Annotated in this window: 14 protein-coding genes; 9 read left to right on the top strand and 5 right to left on the bottom strand. The window is 61.5% G+C overall.

Going from position 1 to position 14,862, the window contains the following annotated elements; genetic code table 11:
- Nucleotides 1-42: 42 nt before the first annotated feature.
- The 4 genes from GYM47_RS17245 to hemC are packed head-to-tail and all read right to left on the bottom strand — an operon-like array spanning nt 43 to nt 4,460.
- The gene (locus tag GYM47_RS17245) at nt 43-1,305 is read right to left on the bottom strand and encodes a heme biosynthesis HemY N-terminal domain-containing protein (RefSeq protein WP_139526059.1); all 1,263 of its coding nucleotides are present in this window, start codon (nt 1,303-1,305) and stop codon (nt 43-45) included.
- Nucleotides 1,302-2,723, bottom strand: coding sequence for a uroporphyrinogen-III C-methyltransferase (locus GYM47_RS17240; RefSeq protein ID WP_168444477.1), 1,422 nt, complete (start codon nt 2,721-2,723; stop codon nt 1,302-1,304). Before GYM47_RS17240 ends, GYM47_RS17245 begins: the two co-directional genes overlap by 4 nt.
- A 43-nt stretch (nt 2,724-2,766) precedes the next feature.
- Complete coding sequence (locus GYM47_RS17235; protein WP_153843541.1) at nt 2,767-3,519, bottom strand: uroporphyrinogen-III synthase; 753 nt, start codon at nt 3,517-3,519, stop codon at nt 2,767-2,769.
- Nucleotides 3,516-4,460, bottom strand: a complete 945-nt coding sequence (gene hemC / locus GYM47_RS17230; protein WP_139526057.1) for a hydroxymethylbilane synthase — start codon at nt 4,458-4,460, stop codon at nt 3,516-3,518. Before hemC ends, GYM47_RS17235 begins: the two co-directional genes overlap by 4 nt.
- Nucleotides 4,461-4,597: 137 nt before the next feature.
- Between hemC and GYM47_RS17225 the strand changes: the two genes are divergently transcribed.
- The 8 genes from GYM47_RS17225 (at nt 4,598) to GYM47_RS17190 (ending at nt 13,158) form a co-directional block, all read left to right on the top strand.
- A complete protein-coding gene (locus tag GYM47_RS17225; RefSeq protein WP_153843540.1) occupies nt 4,598-7,045 on the top strand; it encodes a sensor domain-containing protein in 2,448 nt (815 codons plus the stop codon).
- Nucleotides 7,046-7,142: 97 nt separating this feature from the next.
- On the top strand, nt 7,143-8,546 hold the full coding sequence (argH, locus tag GYM47_RS17220; protein WP_139526055.1) for an argininosuccinate lyase: 1,404 nt from the start codon (nt 7,143-7,145) through the stop codon (nt 8,544-8,546).
- Nucleotides 8,543-8,671, top strand: a complete 129-nt coding sequence (lptM, locus tag GYM47_RS17215; RefSeq protein WP_153843539.1) for an LPS translocon maturation chaperone LptM — start codon at nt 8,543-8,545, stop codon at nt 8,669-8,671. Before argH ends, lptM begins: the two co-directional genes overlap by 4 nt.
- Nucleotides 8,671-9,942, top strand: a complete 1,272-nt coding sequence (lysA, locus tag GYM47_RS17210) for a diaminopimelate decarboxylase (RefSeq protein ID WP_153843538.1) — start codon at nt 8,671-8,673, stop codon at nt 9,940-9,942. The genes lptM and lysA overlap by 1 nt, the downstream gene beginning before the upstream one ends.
- Nucleotides 9,942-10,775: a diaminopimelate epimerase gene (gene dapF / locus GYM47_RS17205; protein WP_153843537.1), complete on the top strand. Its 834-nt coding sequence runs from the start codon at nt 9,942-9,944 to the stop codon at nt 10,773-10,775. Before lysA ends, dapF begins: the two co-directional genes overlap by 1 nt.
- Nucleotides 10,776-10,791: 16 nt before the next feature.
- Nucleotides 10,792-11,517, top strand: coding sequence for a DUF484 family protein (locus tag GYM47_RS17200; protein WP_153843536.1), 726 nt, complete (start codon nt 10,792-10,794; stop codon nt 11,515-11,517).
- Nucleotides 11,510-12,424, top strand: coding sequence for a tyrosine recombinase XerC (locus tag GYM47_RS17195; protein WP_139526050.1), 915 nt, complete (start codon nt 11,510-11,512; stop codon nt 12,422-12,424). Before GYM47_RS17200 ends, GYM47_RS17195 begins: the two co-directional genes overlap by 8 nt.
- A complete protein-coding gene (locus GYM47_RS17190) occupies nt 12,421-13,158 on the top strand; it encodes an HAD family hydrolase (RefSeq protein WP_153843535.1) in 738 nt (245 codons plus the stop codon). Before GYM47_RS17195 ends, GYM47_RS17190 begins: the two co-directional genes overlap by 4 nt.
- Nucleotides 13,159-13,163: 5 nt before the next feature.
- Here GYM47_RS17190 and yihA read toward each other — a convergent pair whose 3' ends face one another.
- A complete protein-coding gene (gene yihA, locus GYM47_RS17185) occupies nt 13,164-13,811 on the bottom strand; it encodes a ribosome biogenesis GTP-binding protein YihA/YsxC (RefSeq protein ID WP_139526048.1) in 648 nt (215 codons plus the stop codon).
- A 309-nt stretch (nt 13,812-14,120) separates the two neighbouring features.
- Between yihA and GYM47_RS17180 the strand changes: the two genes are divergently transcribed.
- Nucleotides 14,121-14,750 (top strand): c-type cytochrome, encoded by a 630-nt coding sequence (locus tag GYM47_RS17180; RefSeq protein ID WP_139526047.1) that lies wholly within the window; start codon nt 14,121-14,123, stop codon nt 14,748-14,750.
- Nucleotides 14,751-14,862 lie beyond the last annotated feature (112 nt).

Raw genomic sequence — 14,862 nt, 5'->3', positions numbered from 1 at the left:
AGGGTGCCCAATGGGCACCCTTTTTGACGTTGAAGAGGGCCGTTAAGCCGTCTTTTTCGCCGCTTTCTTATCCGTTTGCTTACTATCACTGGCATCGCTCGGCTGTGGCAGCGACGGCAATGATTTCGCCAGCATATCGACGCTGTGGCGATAGTAGAGCTGGCTCTTGTTATGCTCGCCTAGGCTTGCGTAAAGGCGCGCAAGCTCGGCGCATACTTCGCCGTTGGGGCGCTGGCGCTGGCTGGCTTCGAAGTACTCCAGCGCTTTCTCCCACTGGCCCACACGCAGCGACAGGCGGCCACAGGCGAGCAGCAGTTCGGGGTCGTTGGGGCGCTCTTGCAGCCATTTCTCTGCCTTGGCGAGCTGACGTGCGGCGTCCACGTTGAGCAAACCGTAGCGTTTGACCAAGCGTGCATCCCAGTGATGATCCAGCGAGTGGTTCAGCAGGCGTTCGGCAATCGGCTCTTCGTTGGCGTGCAGCAGTGCTTCGGTGTAGAGCACGATCAGCTCGGTATTGCCGCGCAGGTAGTCAGGCATATCGGCCCACAGCCCGCGAACCCGTTCGATGTTGGTGGGGTTTTGCGCTTCGAAGATGATCAGCTCACGATACGCCTTGAACTCCAGCTGTTCACGCTCTTGTTGCGTAATCAGCTTTTGCGCCGCCAGGCGTGGAATCAAGCGGCGCAGGCCCTCCCAGTCGTTGACACTAAGGTGGACCTGTTTCAGCAGCTTCAGCACCTGGGGATGATTGGTGAGCTGCTTGTCCAAGCGGTTGAGGATGGCCAGCGCCTCTTCCGGCTGCTGACGGTCGATCATCAGCTGCGCCTGCATCAAGCCGATGGCGGTATCCGCGCCGTCGGTAGTCAACTGGGCCTGGTTCAGGTGCTCTTGGGACTTCTCATGATGGCCCTGGTAGTGCGCGGCCAACGCTGCCGAGAGGTAGTTAACGAGCGGCGTGCTAGAGTCGTCCGCGGCGCGAACCAAGGTTTTCTCCGCTTTCTTCCAGCGGCCCTCGGTAAGTGCCACCAAACCACGCACGGTACGTTTCATGGCGCGGCGGTTGCGAGCACGGCTATTCCAGGTACGGAAGCGGCCCACCGGACGAATGATGCCAGTGAGCAGGCGCAGCGCGAAGTGCAGGACGATAAAGGCACCCAGTAGCAGCACTAGCCCAAACCAGAACGAGGTTTGTACCGACGTGTCGCCCACTCGAATCAGCCAGTAACCGGGCACCGACATCATCAGATGCCCAAAGAGCGCGCCAACCGCAAGGCCCGCGACGATCAGCAGGATGAGTTTTCTCATGCATCACCTCCATCCTGACGACGGGACTCGAAACGGTTGTCGATGAAGCTGGCCAGCGCTTGCTGTGAGGCGCTGATATCCGGCAGCTCGGGCTTTACTTCGGCCTGCTTCAGCTCTTGAAGGCGGGCTATGACGCTCTGGGTCTCTTCACGTTCGGTGTCGTAGTAGCCGTTCAGCAGCTCCAGGGCTTTGTCGATGCTCGCTTCGTACAGCTCGGGCTCCTCTTTGAGCAGCGCCAGCTGAGACTGCTCGAGAATCAGGCGCAGGCTCTGGCGCAGGTAGGACTCCTGCTCCGGCGTGATCAGCGCTTCCAGGGCTTCATCATGCTGGCGAATGACCACGAGATCTTTTAGCTCTTCACCGAAGCGGGCGAGCTGGCGCTGGAAGGTGCCGGTAGGCGGCTGCTCAATGCTCGACGTCACGGCGCGCTCTTCGATCTCTTGAGATAGGCGCAGACCCGCTACGCGCTCTTGCTGGGCATTCAGAGCTAAGTAAATGCCTGTGCGGTCCACTTGAGGAACGGCGTCCAGCGCGGCGAGCTCGTTGGCAATTTCACGACGCACGGGCGTTAGCGCCGGGTTATCGGCATCGGCCAGACGGGCATCGGCGGTGCGCAGCAGAGCGGCGGCACCTTCCACATCACCCTCCAGCTGCAGGCGCTGATTCGCCAAACGCAGCAAGTAGGCCGCTTCGGCGTGAAGCCAATCGCGCTCGTCGGTGTCCTGCTCTTGTGAGAGCTGCGTCAGCACCTCGTCCAGCGTGCTGTTGACGTCGCTGCGATAGCTATCCAGCTCGCTGCGCAGTTCGCTCACGGTACTCTCCAGCGCTTGGCTTCGTTCGGCTTCGCCCTCTTCGATCCGTGACTCAAGCTCGCTGACCGCTTGCTGGGAAGCGCTGTTTTGCGCTTGCTGGGCCAATTCGTCCAGGCGCTGCTGCTGACTATCCAGGCGCTGCCAGCCTTGCCAAGTGATCAGGCCCAGGGCGAGTGCCAGGATAATCACCAACGCGATGGCAAGACCGCCGCCTTTGCTGCCGCCACTACCGGCTGTAGAGGCGGGCGGGATTGGCTTACCGGCACTGCCCGACGAAGCGGCTGGCTTGGTGTCGGCGGCGCTGTTCTTGGCGTCCTTAGTGTCCTTCGTGTCCTTGGTGTTGCTAGCGGCGGACGTTTTGGCCGAGTCAGACGTCGGCCCGTTATTGCTCGCCGTGCCGGTTTGCGGTGCCGAAGAGGCACTGTTGGCACTCTTATGGCGGCGGCGCGAACGGCTATTTTTGGCCGCATAAGACGAGGAGGCGCTGCTAGCAGTCGACTCGCTTTTCGACGATGATGCCGCAGTATCGCTCGACGGCGTGTTCGCTTGGGATGTATCGGCAGACGTATTGTTGACGCCTTCCTGCTCGTTTGGTTGTTTGCTCATCTGTCGCTAGCCCTTATTAAGTTCCTTGATCGACATCGGCACCCTATGGGTTGCAGGACCGATCCAACGCGGCCACCAGCGCAGCCGGCGTTGCTCCCGACGCCACCTTGAGGTCACAAAAACCCAGTTTACCGGCCAGTGTAGCTAAACGGTGACTGGAAACGATTAGCGGTTGGTTCAACGCTGCTGGACCACACCATTTTGCCAGATATTCAAGCAGTTCGCCGCTGGTGACGATGAGCGCCCGGTAGTCACCACCGTGAAGGCGCTCGCGCAGGGCGGGGAGCGGCGGTTGATACACACGCCGATAGACTGCTAGACGCGTCACCTGGGCGCCGCGTGCTGTCAGCGTGTCGGCGATGAGCGTGCGACCGCCTTCACCGGTCACCAGCAGCACCCGCTGGTGCGCCAATTGGCGAAGCGACGCCAACGAGAGCAGCGCTTCACTGGTGTCTTCACCCCGATGGGGCGGGGGTATACGAACCTTAACCCCGAGCTGGTCGGACAGTATGCTGGCAGTGGCCCGCCCAACGCTATAGTAATCGATGCCAACGGGCAGCTGTGGCCAGTAGCGATCCAATGCCTCGCTCAAACAGTGTGCGGCAAAGGGGCTGACCACTACTATCTTATGGTACTGATCGATATCCAACCATATTTGGCGTTGGGCCGCCGCTTCGGGCAAAGCCTCCAAGCGCATGACGTCAAGGGACTCTACCCAGTCGTGGCGTTCGCGCAGGGCATCCGCCAGGGCTTGTCCACGCTCTCCTGGGCGGCAAATCAGAACCGGTTGGTTCATACGTGGCGACCGTAGACCTCTGCCAAGATATCGCCAGCGCCTTGATCTAGAAGCTCTTCGGCAATTCGGATGCCGAGCGCTTCCGGCTCGTGAATCGAGCCACGCCCCTCGGCTCGCAGCACTTCTGTGCCTTCTGGGTTGCCGACGAGCCCGCGAAGCCACAGCGTTTCGTTGCCTTTATCCAGAATGGCGTGTCCGGCTATCGGCACTTGGCAGCCGCCTTCCAGGCGCGTGTTCATGGCGCGCTCGGCGCGCACGCGGGTGGCGGTATCCTGATCGTCCAAGGGGGCCAGTAGCGCAATCAATTCGGGGTCGTGCAAGCGACATTCAATGCCTAGTGCGCCCTGGCCGCAGGCGGGCAGGCAGATTTCGGGGGGCAGTGCTTGGGCGATTCGCGCGTCGAGCCCTAGGCGCTGCAGGCCAGAGGTGGCCAGAATGATAGCGTCGAACTCGCCATCGTCGAGCTTACCAAGGCGAGTCTGGACGTTGCCGCGCAGGTTGAGGATTTGCAGGTCCGGACGGGCTTCACGCATTTGTAGGCCACGACGTAGGCTGGCGGTACCGATGCGCGCACCTTCGGGCAGCTCGTCGATGCTGTTATAGTGGTTGGAGACGAACGCATCGGTGGGGTCTGCTCCCTCTAAAATCACCGATAGCCCCAAGCCTTCGGGGAAGTGCATGGGTACGTCTTTCATGGAGTGCACGGCAATATCGGCGCGACCATCCAGCATGGCGTCTTCGAGCTCCTTGACGAATAGCCCTTTGCCACCAATTTTGGAAAGGGGCGTATCGAGGATTTTGTCGCCTTTGGTGGAGAGGGGGACAAGCTCGACGTCCAGTCCACTATGGGCCGCCATCAAGCGGTCGCGGACGTACTCGGCCTGCCACATGGCCAACTGACTTTTACGTGTGGCAATGCGCAATTTAGTGATGGATGACACCTGATTCTCCCTTTGCCGCTGACACGGCGCGTCGAACTGTGATAATTCTCATCATAAAGCACCCAGCCACACAGTAAAAATAACCGGCCATATTTAGGGCCAGCGCTGACCGCGTTTAACGCCTGCTAGGAAACGCCATGCCCTCTGTCGAACCGCAAGGCAAGCTAGACCAATTCTTCCTGTTATCGCAGGATTTGCTCTGCTGCATTGACTTTGCGGGCACGCTGCTGAGCGTCAATCCTACCTTCGAGTCGTTGCTCGGTTACCCAGCACATGCGCTATTGGGTAAGCCTTGTGGTGTCGTCGTCGAGCCACGCGATCATCCCGTGATCGAAGCGGCACTAGCGAGCTTGTGCCGTGGTGAGAAGGTAAATACCTTCGACGTATGCGCGCGGACGGTCGAGGGCCAGCGTATTTGGCTTGAGGTATCGGCCTCCAGCGGCGACCAAGTCATTTATGTCATCGCACGGGACGTTACGCGGCGAAAAGCGGTCGAAAAGCAGTTGAGGCGCAACCAGCGGTTGTTTCGCATTGCCGGTGAAACGGCCCATATCGGGGGCTGGTACATGGACCTGGCCGTAGGGCTACCCATATGGTCCGAAGAAGTGTGCCGTCTGCACGACATGCCGGTGGGGCACCAACCCACCCTCGACGAAGCGCTCGGCTTCTATACGCCTCGTGTGCAGCCGCGTATTCGTTCCGTCTTTACTGCTTGCTGCGAGCAGGGCGTGAGCTTTGACGAAGAGCTCGAAATCGTGACCCGAGAAGGGCGGCGACGTTGGGTGCGCGTGATTGGCCGCGCGGTGCGTGACGAGCTGGGCCAGATCATTCAGGTGCAGGGCTCGACTCAAGACATCACCGAACGTAAAGACACCGAGCGGCAGCTCACCTTGCTGGAGCGCAGCGTCGAGTCCAGCACCAACGGCGTGGTGATCGTGGATGCCCAGCGCCCCGATTTGCCCATGGTCTACGTCAATGCCGCTTTCGAGCGCATCACCGGCTACTCGCGTGACGATGTGCTGGGCCGCAACTGCCGCTTCTTACAGGGCGTCGACACCGATCCCGCCACCCTGGCGCAGCTTCGCAAAGGCATCGAAGCGCAGCGCGATGTGCATGTGGTGATTCGCAACTACCGTCGCAGTGGCGAACCGTTTTGGAACGATCTTTATATTTCGCCAGTGCGCGACGAAGAGGGCGTGGTGACGCACTTCATTGGCGCGCAAAACGACATCACCGCCCAGCGTGAGTACCAGGCTCAACTCAGCCATAACGCCAACCACGACGCGCTGACGGGGCTGCCCAATCGGCTCATGCTCGATCAGCGCTTGGCCCAAGGGTGCCTGCTCGCCAGACGCTATCATCGCTATTTGGCCGTACTGTTCATCGATCTGGATGACTTCAAACCCATCAACGACACTCTTGGCCATGAGGTCGGTGACTTTATCCTGCGCGAAGTGGCCAAGCGCCTAGAAGAAGAGCTGCGGCCTTGGGACACCGTGGCGCGCTTTGGTGGCGACGAATTCATCGTCTTGCTCCCGGACTTGGCGCAAGAGGATGACGTGCTACAGGTCGTCGAGCGGCTGCTGACGCGAGTGTCTGCTCCCTACTGGTATCGCGGCAGCGAGCTGCGCATTACCGCCAGTATCGGTATCGCCACCGACGACGGCACGATTCGAGCGCCGCGCCAGCTGATCCAGCAGGCCGACCTGGCCATGTACAAGGCCAAGCGGCGAGGGCGTAACACCTTCCAGTGGTACACCGACGAGCTCAATCGCAAGGTCACCGAGCGGGTGAGCTTACGCCATGCGCTGCAGCAGGCCATCGAACAGCGGCAGTTCGAACTACATTATCAGCCGCAAATTCATCACAGCGGTCGAGTCGCCGGGGTCGAAGCGCTCATTCGTTGGCACCACCCCGAGCGTGGCAACATCCCGCCGGGGCAGTTCATTTCGCTGGCCGAGGATACCGGTCAAATCATTCCAATCAGCGAGTGGGTGCTAGAGACGGCCTGTCGCGATGCGATGGTGCTCAATGCGCAGAGTGCGACGCCCATGACCATGGCGATCAACGTCTCGCCCATGCAGTTTCAGCGTCCCGGCTTTTTGGACTCGGTGAAGAACGTGTTGGCGCGCAGCGGTTTGCCACCGGCCTTGCTGGAGCTTGAACTGACCGAGGGCGTGCTCATGGATAGCGCCGAGCACACCATTCAAGCGCTCAAAGCACTGCGCCAGCTCGGTGTGCATATCGCCCTCGATGACTTCGGCACCGGCTTTTCCAGTCTGAGCTACCTGAAACGGTTGCCCATCAACAAATTGAAGGTCGACCGCTCGTTCGTACGCGACGTGGCGACCGACTCCCGTGATGCGGCCATCGTCGAGGGGGTCGTCACCATGGCCGACAAGTTGGGACTAGAAGTCCTCATCGAAGGTGTCGAAACGGCCGAGCAGTTTCATCATCTGCGCATGCTGCAGTGCGATCACTTCCAAGGCTACTACTTCGCTCGCCCGATGGCGTTGAGCGTGCTCAAGCACTTCTTGGACTCGCCATTCGCCGCCACGGCCAGCGCCGCTGATCCCATCTCCTGAGCGTGACGGCTGCAAAACGGCATGCCGTTCCAGGCGGTGACTCTGGTACACTTTCTTTTAACGACTCCATTAGATTTGTCAGCAGGATATCTCTCCGATGAGCCAAGCTACGAACCAGTCTTGGGGCGGTCGCTTCAGCGAGCCCACCGATGCCTTTGTTGCGCGTTTCACCGCGTCCGTGACGTTTGATCAGCGCCTAGCGCGCCAGGATATTCAGGGCTCGATCGCCCATGCCACCATGCTGGCGCGGGTAGGCGTGCTGACCGACGACGAGCGCGATGCGATCATCAACGGTTTGACCGAGATCCAGGGCGAGATCGAACGCGGCGAGTTCGACTGGTCGGTGCCGCTGGAAGACGTGCACATGAACATCGAAGCACGCCTGACCGACAAAATCGGCATTACCGGCAAGAAGCTGCACACCGGACGCTCGCGCAACGACCAGGTGGCCACTGACATTCGTCTGTTCATGCGCGATGAGATCGACGTGATCGAAGCGGAGCTGACACGCCTGCGCGACGGCATGATCGAACTGGCCGAGCGCGAAGCCGACACCATCATGCCAGGCTTCACCCACCTGCAAACCGCGCAGCCGGTCACCTTCGGCCATCATCTGCTGGCGTGGCAGGAAATGCTGGCCCGCGACCATGAGCGGCTTTTGGACTGTCGTAAGCGCGTAAACGTGATGCCGCTGGGCGCCGCGGCCCTGGCGGGCACGACTTACCCAATCGACCGCCACGTCACCGCGGACCTGCTCGGCTTCGACCGCCCGGCGGAAAACTCGCTGGATGCGGTGTCGGATCGCGATTTCGCCATCGAATTCACCAGTTTTGCCAGTATCTTGCTGATGCATCTCTCCCGCATGAGCGAAGAGCTGGTGCTGTGGACCAGCGCCCAGTTCGACTTCATCGACCTGCCCGACCGCTTCTGCACCGGTTCCTCCATCATGCCGCAGAAGAAGAATCCCGACGTGCCCGAGCTGGTGCGCGGTAAAACCGGGCGTGTCTATGGCCACCTGATGGCGCTGCTGACGCTAATGAAATCGCAGCCGTTGGCCTACAACAAGGACAACCAGGAAGACAAAGAGCCGCTGTTCGACGCCGTCGACACCGTGCGCGACTGTCTGAAAGCCTTTGCGGACATGGTGCCCGCCATCGAGCCCAAGAAAGAGAGCATGTACGAAGCGGCGCGTCGCGGCTTCTCCACCGCGACCGATCTGGCGGATTATCTGGTACGTAAAGGCGTCGCGTTCCGCGATGCTCACGAGATCGTGGGGCTGTCCGTCGCCTACGGTCTAAAAACCAAGAAAGACCTCTCAGAAATGAGCCTGGAAGAGCTTCAGCAGTTCTCCGATACCATCGAGCAGGACGTGTTCGAGGTGCTGACCCTGGAAGGTTCGGTGGCGGCCCGTAACCACATTGGTGGCACGGCCCCCGACCAAGTACGCGCGGCCGCAAGCCGTGCCCGTGAAGCGCTGGCGGCGCTCAAGGGGACGTCATGAAGCGCTATACGATCACACTCGGCGCGCTGCTGCTGGCCTCGCTGCTACTCGTCGGCTGTGGCCAGAAAGGGCCGCTCTATTTGCCTGACGAGACATCCGATTCGGCCGCCGAGCAGGAGGGGTAATGGATCACTTTAACTACCGCGACGGCGTGCTCTACGCCGAAGACGTTCCGCTAACGCAACTGGCGGACAAGCTGGGCACGCCCTGCTACGTCTACTCCAAAGCGACGTTGGAGCGCCACTTTCGCGCTTACACCGAAGCGCTGGGCGGCCATCCGCACCTGATCTGCTACGCGGTGAAAGCCAACTCCAACCTAGCCGTGCTGGGCCTGCTGGCCCGCCTAGGCGCCGGTTTCGATATCGTCTCCGTGGGCGAGCTGGAACGGGTGCTAAAAGCCGGTGGTGACCCCAGCAAAGTCGTGTTTTCCGGGGTCGCCAAGCAGCCCCAGGAAATGGCGCGGGCGCTGGAGGTCGGCATCAAGTGCTTCAACGTCGAGTCGCGCCCCGAGCTCGAGCGCTTGAACGCCGTGGCAGGGGAGCTGGGCCAAGTCGCCTCGGTATCCCTGCGCGTCAATCCCGACGTGGACGCGGGTACCCACCCGTACATCTCCACCGGTTTGAAGGACAACAAGTTCGGCATTCCCGTCGACGACGCGTTGGAGGTGTACCAGTTGGCCGCTAGCCTGCCCAACCTGCGGGTGACGGGACTGGATTGCCACATCGGTTCACAGCTCACCGAAACTGCGCCGTTCCTGGATGCCCTGGAGCGCCTGCTGGTGCTCATGGAGCGCCTGCGCGAGCACGGCATCGAGATCGACCACCTCGATTTAGGCGGTGGCCTGGGCGTGCCCTACCGCGACGAGAAGCCACCCCAGCCGTTCGACTACGCCAGCCAGCTGTTGGCGCGCCTCTCCCGCTGGGAAGGCGGTGAAACGTTGACGCTGCTGTTCGAGCCGGGCCGCTCCATCGCCGCCAACGCTGGGCTGATGCTCACCCGCGTCGAGTTTTTGAAACCTGGCGAGACCAAGAACTTTGCCATCGTCGATGCGGCCATGAACGACTTGATTCGCCCAGCGCTGTACCAGGCGTGGCAGGCGATCGTGCCGGTGGACACCCGCCAAGCACGGGACACCGCCACCTACGACGTGGTAGGGCCGGTGTGCGAAACGGGCGACTTCCTGGGCAAGGAGCGCGAGCTGGCGATTGCCGAGGGCGATCTGTTGGCGGTGCGCTCCGCCGGTGCTTACGGCTTCGTCATGGCATCCAATTACAATAGCCGTCCCCGTCCCCCCGAAGTGATGGTGGATGGTGATACCTTTCACGTGGTGCGCGCTCGGGAAGCGCTGGAAAGCCTGTGGGCCGGCGAGGCGCTGCTGCCCGAAGGAGCGCGCTGATGCTGCTGCACTTCACTAAAATGCACGGTTTGGGCAACGACTTCATGGTGGTGGATCTGGTCACCCAGCGGGCGCGCCTGCGCGACGAGCAGATTCGCCAGCTGGCGGACCGGCGCTTCGGCATTGGCTTCGACCAGCTGCTGATCGTCGAACCGCCCCGCGATCCGGACATGGATTTTCGCTACCGTATCTACAACGCCGACGGTAGCGAAGTGGAGAACTGTGGCAACGGCGCGCGCTGCTTTGCCCGCTTCGTGCGCGACCAGCGCTTGACCCACAAGCATGACATCCACGTCGAAACCGCCGGAGGCCCGCTGGTGCTCCACGTACAGCACGACGGCATGGTACGCGTGGACATGGGCAGGCCGCGCTTCAACCCAACCGCGCTGCCTTTCGAGGCGCCGGGTGACCAGCCGCTGCACGAGCTGGAAGCCGACGGTGAGACGCTGCAGATTGGTGTGGTTTCCATGGGCAACCCCCATGCGGTTCTCCAGGTCGAGAATGTCGATAGCGCGCCGGTGGAGCGCCTGGGGCCACTGTTGGAGGCGCACCCGCGCTTTCCCAAGCGGGTCAACGTGGGCTTCATGCAGGTGGTCTCGCCCAGCGAAATTCGCCTGCGGGTATTCGAACGAGGCAGCGGTGAAACCCTGGCCTGCGGCACCGGTGCCTGTGCGGCGGTGGCCAGCGGTATTCGTCAGGGTCTTTTGAAGAGTCCGGTGAAAGTGCATTTGCCCGGCGGGCAACTCAGCATCGAGTGGCCGGGCCCTGAGGCGTCGCTGGTCATGGTGGGCCCCGCCACGCGGGTGTTTGACGGTCGGGTATCACTCAACTAATGCGAGGAGAACGGCGATGTCTCAAGCTCCTGAGCCGCGTAAAACGCTCGATCCGGATCAAGTAGCGTTTTGGCTGGCCCGACACCCCGATTTTTTCATTGGTCGTGAAGGGCTGCTGCAGCAACTCAAAGTGCCGCATCCGCATATCGAAGGCGCCGTATCGCTATTAGAGCGTCTGGTGATCGACCTTCGCCAGCGCGCCGAAACGGCGGAAGGGCGGCTTGAGCATTTGTTGGAAACCGCGCGGCACAATGAGTCGCAGTACCGCCGACTGCGGGAGACGCTGCTCAGCTTGGTCGAAGCGGAAGACCGCGATGCCCTCGCTCAAGCGCTGGCGACGCAGTTGAGCGAGCGTTTTCAAACCCCCGCGATGGCGTTGTGGTGCCCCGCCTCGTTGAGCGATGCGGAACCGGCGCCGCCTCAGCCACCGCGCCACGTGCTGGATCAGCACGCCAGCGCCCGCTTGGCAGCGCTGCTGGATGGTCGAACCAGCCGCTGCGCCAAGCTAAGCGTCAGCGACTGGAAGTGTCTGCTGCCCCATACCAAAGCGCCCCGCAAGGCGGGCTCCTGTGCCATCACGCGACTCTCGGCCGGAGAGCCGCTAGGCTATTTGCTGCTTGCAAGCCCCGACCCCGACAGCTATCGCGCCAGCATGGATACGCTATTTACCGAGTACCTGGGCGATATCGTCGCGCGCCTGCTGCTGCGATTAGCCCCCCACGGCGTGGAGCAGCATGGCTAGCCAAGCGACGCTGACAAACGCCGTTGAAGAGTACCTAGCGCAACTGGCGACTCACGCCAGTCCCGCAACGGTGGCGGCTTACCGCCAGGATCTGGCGGCGTTTTGTCAGTTTGCTGACCAGCGCGGCGTGACTCAGGCCAGCGCGCTGGACACGACGCTGGCAAGAGCTTTCCTCGGTACCGAGCGTAGCCGGGGGCTGGCGCCCCGAACGCTGGCCCGCCGTCGCGCGGCACTGTCGCGTTTCGCCGATGCCTTGGTAGAACGCCATGTGCTGGTGGATAACCCGATTCAACTGTTGCGCACCCCCAAGCAGCCCAGCCACCTGCCCAAACCGTTGGACGTAGACGCGCTGTCGCGCTTTCTGGACACTCCCCACGACGGCTCGCCGCTCTCGCTTCGTGACCAGGCCATGTTGGAGCTTTTCTACTCCAGCGGTCTGCGTTTAGCAGAGCTCGCGGCGCTGGACGTGAATCACTTGGCGGCCAACCATGTGCGGGTGATGGGTAAAGGCAGTAAGCCTCGCCAAGTGCCGGTGGGACGGCGTGCCCAGCAGGCGCTCACCGCGTGGCTCGCCTGCCGGGCCAGTTGGGTAGACAGTGCTGAAACGGCACTGTTCGTCGGGCAGCGCGGGCAGCGGTTGGGCCATCGGGCGATTCAGAAACGCTTGGCGCAACTGTCAGTGATGCGCGGCCTCCCCGAACACCTTCACCCCCACCGCCTGCGCCACTCTTTTGCCAGCCATCTGCTGGAGTCCAGCCAGGACTTGCGCGCTGTGCAGGAGCTGTTGGGCCACGCCAATCTATCGACGACCCAAGTGTACACGCGGCTGGATTGGCAGCATCTTGCCGAGAGCTACGATGCCGCGCATCCCCGCGCCAAACGCCGCCCCAGTGGGAGTGAATCATGATCACGTTAGACGCCATCACCTTTGATTTGGACGACACCCTGTGGGACAACCAGGGCGTGATGTTGAAAACCGAGGAAGGGCACTACCGCTGGTTGCTGGAAGCGCTCACCGCGTGGCGGTCGGCGCGTCAGGAGGCACCGCTGCCACTCACCTACGAGGAGGGGGTAGAAGACTATTTACAGCGTCGCCAGCAGTGGGCCCACCAGGTGCCCGAACGACGTGGCGACTTCACGTGGTTGCGTCTGCGGGCGCTGGAGGCCCAGTTGGAGGAGAGCGGCTTGGCACGTAGCGCCGCGCTACTATGGGCCGCTGCCGCTATGAACGAGTTCCACCGTCTGCGTGTGCAGGTCACCCCGCACCCTGAAGCGGCCGGGCTGCTCTCGGCGCTCGCCGAGCGCTATCGGCTCGCGGCGATTACTAACGGTAACATTCACCTCAAACGTCAGCCGCTGGCGGCGCACTTTCCAGTGGCGATTGCAGCGGGTGAACTGCTGGCACCGAAGCCGGATCCCAAGCCGTTTCTCACCGCGTTGGAGCGCCTGAATACCGTGCCGAGACGGGCCATGCACGTGGGTGACTCCTGGCAAGAAGACGTACTTCCCGCTCAGCAGCTCGGTATGCACGCCGCTTGGGTGGCCGAGCGCGGCGACCAAGCGCTGCCCGAGCGGGTACATCGTATTGCCCACGTCAAAGAGTTACCCGAGCTGATCGCATGGCTGGAGCGACAAGCCTAGGCCCGTTACTCGTTGGCGTCTTCAGGGGTGTAGAGCCACTGGTCGAGCTTTTGGGAGAGCATGTCGACGCCGTCACGCTTCAGCGACGAGAAGAGCTGGACCGATACCAAATCTTCCCACTCCCTCAAGCGAGAGCGCACCTTTTGGAGTGCGGCGCTGGCCGGGCCGCGTTTCAGTTTGTCGGCCTTGGTTAGCAGGATGTGCACCGGCATGCCGCGCTGGTCGGCATAATCGAGCATCATTTGGTCGAATTCGGTCAGCGGATGGCGAACGTCCATGAGCAGTACGAGGCCGCGCAGGCTAAAACGGCCGCGCAGATAGTCGGACAAGTGCTGCTGCCACTCGAGCTTGACCGCTTCCGGTACTTTGGCGTAGCCGTAGCCGGGCAAGTCCACCAAGCGACGCGACGTATCGTTCATCACGGTGAAGAAGTTGATGAGCTGGGTGCGGCCGGGTGTTCGCGAGGTGCGCGCTAGCGCGTTTTGCCGGGTAAGCGCATTGATAGCGCTGGATTTACCGGCATTGGAGCGCCCGGCAAAGGCCACTTCTGCCCCCGTATCGTCTGGGCACAGCGCCAAGGTCGGCGCGCTGATCATAAAGCGCGCAGTGGGGTAGTTTAGCCGAGGGACTGGGCTATCATGAGGGGTAGACATGGAGTTCATCCTGAAAAACAAACGTATGACACGGCCTGCCCGAGCACTCTCGAGTGAGCGAGGGCGGTACCGCGACGAATTACCCCAAAAGCAGACCTGGACTTGCATTCCCGCCGCTAGGGTGATTCGTTATAATGCAAGCGGTTTATAACTGCGACCTGGGGCGCTAGTGTACCATCGCGCTCTAGCCAGCAGCGACCAACGCGATATGTTGTTCGTTTTGGCGGAGCTGACCCTGGTAATGTGCTGAACCTGGGCAGCGCCCAGGGTGCGTACCAGTCAATAATCAAACGGCATAGTGGAATAGCAATGAGAAAGTTACTGGCAAGCCTGGCAATTACCATGGGTGCCGTTGGCACCGCCCACGCCCAAACGGACCTCCAAGCCGACGCTGATGCAGCGGCGGGTCGCGAACTTGCGCAAACCTGTGCCGCCTGTCATGGCCAGCAGGGCATTAGCGCAGTGGGTACCTTCCCCAACCTGGCAGGACAGCAGATGTCCTATCTGGCCAAACAGATCATGGACATTCGTGACGGCAACCGTGTCGTCCCACAGATGGCCGGTTTGGTCGATGACTACTCAGACCAAGATGCTTGGGACGTCGCTGCCCACTTTGCAGGCCAAGAGGCTAACCTCGGTCAAACCAGCGATGAAGACGCTGAGTTGCTAGCCCGCGGTGAAGAGCTGTATCGCGCAGGCGATATGTCCAAAGGCATTCCCGCCTGTAGCGCCTGTCATACGCCCACGGGTGTCGGCATCGGCAGTGCGGTCTATCCGGCGCTGTCAGGCCAGCATGCGGAGTACACCGTCTCCACGCTGCAAGACTTTGCCTCCGGTGAGCGCGCCAATAGCCCGAACAACATCATGGGCGATATCGCTTCCAAGATGAGCGACCAAGACATGGAAGCCGTCGCCAACTACGTGCTGGGCTTGAACTAATTTCCCCTCCGCCGGCTTCCCTGTCCTGTGAAATATCCGCCGGATGGGGAACCTGCCTGACCCGCCAGGGGTCATAGCCACACTTTTTGTTGGCCTGCTTTTTTGGAGAGTT

The sequence above is a fragment of the Vreelandella piezotolerans genome (assembly GCF_012427705.1).
Classification (GTDB): Bacteria; Pseudomonadota; Gammaproteobacteria; order Pseudomonadales; family Halomonadaceae; genus Vreelandella; species Vreelandella piezotolerans.
This window is presented reverse-complemented; position numbering and strand designations above follow the sequence as displayed.

What these genes read in the sequence shown, in the direction of transcription:
- GYM47_RS17245 (WP_139526059.1), bottom strand. Translation starts at nt 1,305, where the DNA reads ATGAGAAAACTCATCCTGCTGATCGTCGCGGGCCTTGCGGTTGGCGCG.
- lysA (WP_153843538.1), top strand. Translation starts at nt 8,671, where the DNA reads ATGGATCACTTTAACTACCGCGACGGCGTGCTCTACGCCGAAGACGTT.
- GYM47_RS17180 (WP_139526047.1), top strand. Translation starts at nt 14,121, where the DNA reads ATGAGAAAGTTACTGGCAAGCCTGGCAATTACCATGGGTGCCGTTGGC.
- dapF (WP_153843537.1), top strand. Translation starts at nt 9,942, where the DNA reads ATGCTGCTGCACTTCACTAAAATGCACGGTTTGGGCAACGACTTCATG.
- GYM47_RS17195 (WP_139526050.1), top strand. Translation starts at nt 11,510, where the DNA reads ATGGCTAGCCAAGCGACGCTGACAAACGCCGTTGAAGAGTACCTAGCG.
- lptM (WP_153843539.1), top strand. Translation starts at nt 8,543, where the DNA reads ATGAAGCGCTATACGATCACACTCGGCGCGCTGCTGCTGGCCTCGCTG.
- GYM47_RS17190 (WP_153843535.1), top strand. Translation starts at nt 12,421, where the DNA reads ATGATCACGTTAGACGCCATCACCTTTGATTTGGACGACACCCTGTGG.
- GYM47_RS17235 (WP_153843541.1), bottom strand. Translation starts at nt 3,519, where the DNA reads ATGAACCAACCGGTTCTGATTTGCCGCCCAGGAGAGCGTGGACAAGCC.
- GYM47_RS17225 (WP_153843540.1), top strand. Translation starts at nt 4,598, where the DNA reads ATGCCCTCTGTCGAACCGCAAGGCAAGCTAGACCAATTCTTCCTGTTA.
- GYM47_RS17200 (WP_153843536.1), top strand. Translation starts at nt 10,792, where the DNA reads ATGTCTCAAGCTCCTGAGCCGCGTAAAACGCTCGATCCGGATCAAGTA.
- argH (WP_139526055.1), top strand. Translation starts at nt 7,143, where the DNA reads ATGAGCCAAGCTACGAACCAGTCTTGGGGCGGTCGCTTCAGCGAGCCC.
- GYM47_RS17240 (WP_168444477.1), bottom strand. Translation starts at nt 2,723, where the DNA reads ATGAGCAAACAACCAAACGAGCAGGAAGGCGTCAACAATACGTCTGCC.
- yihA (WP_139526048.1), bottom strand. Translation starts at nt 13,811, where the DNA reads ATGTCTACCCCTCATGATAGCCCAGTCCCTCGGCTAAACTACCCCACT.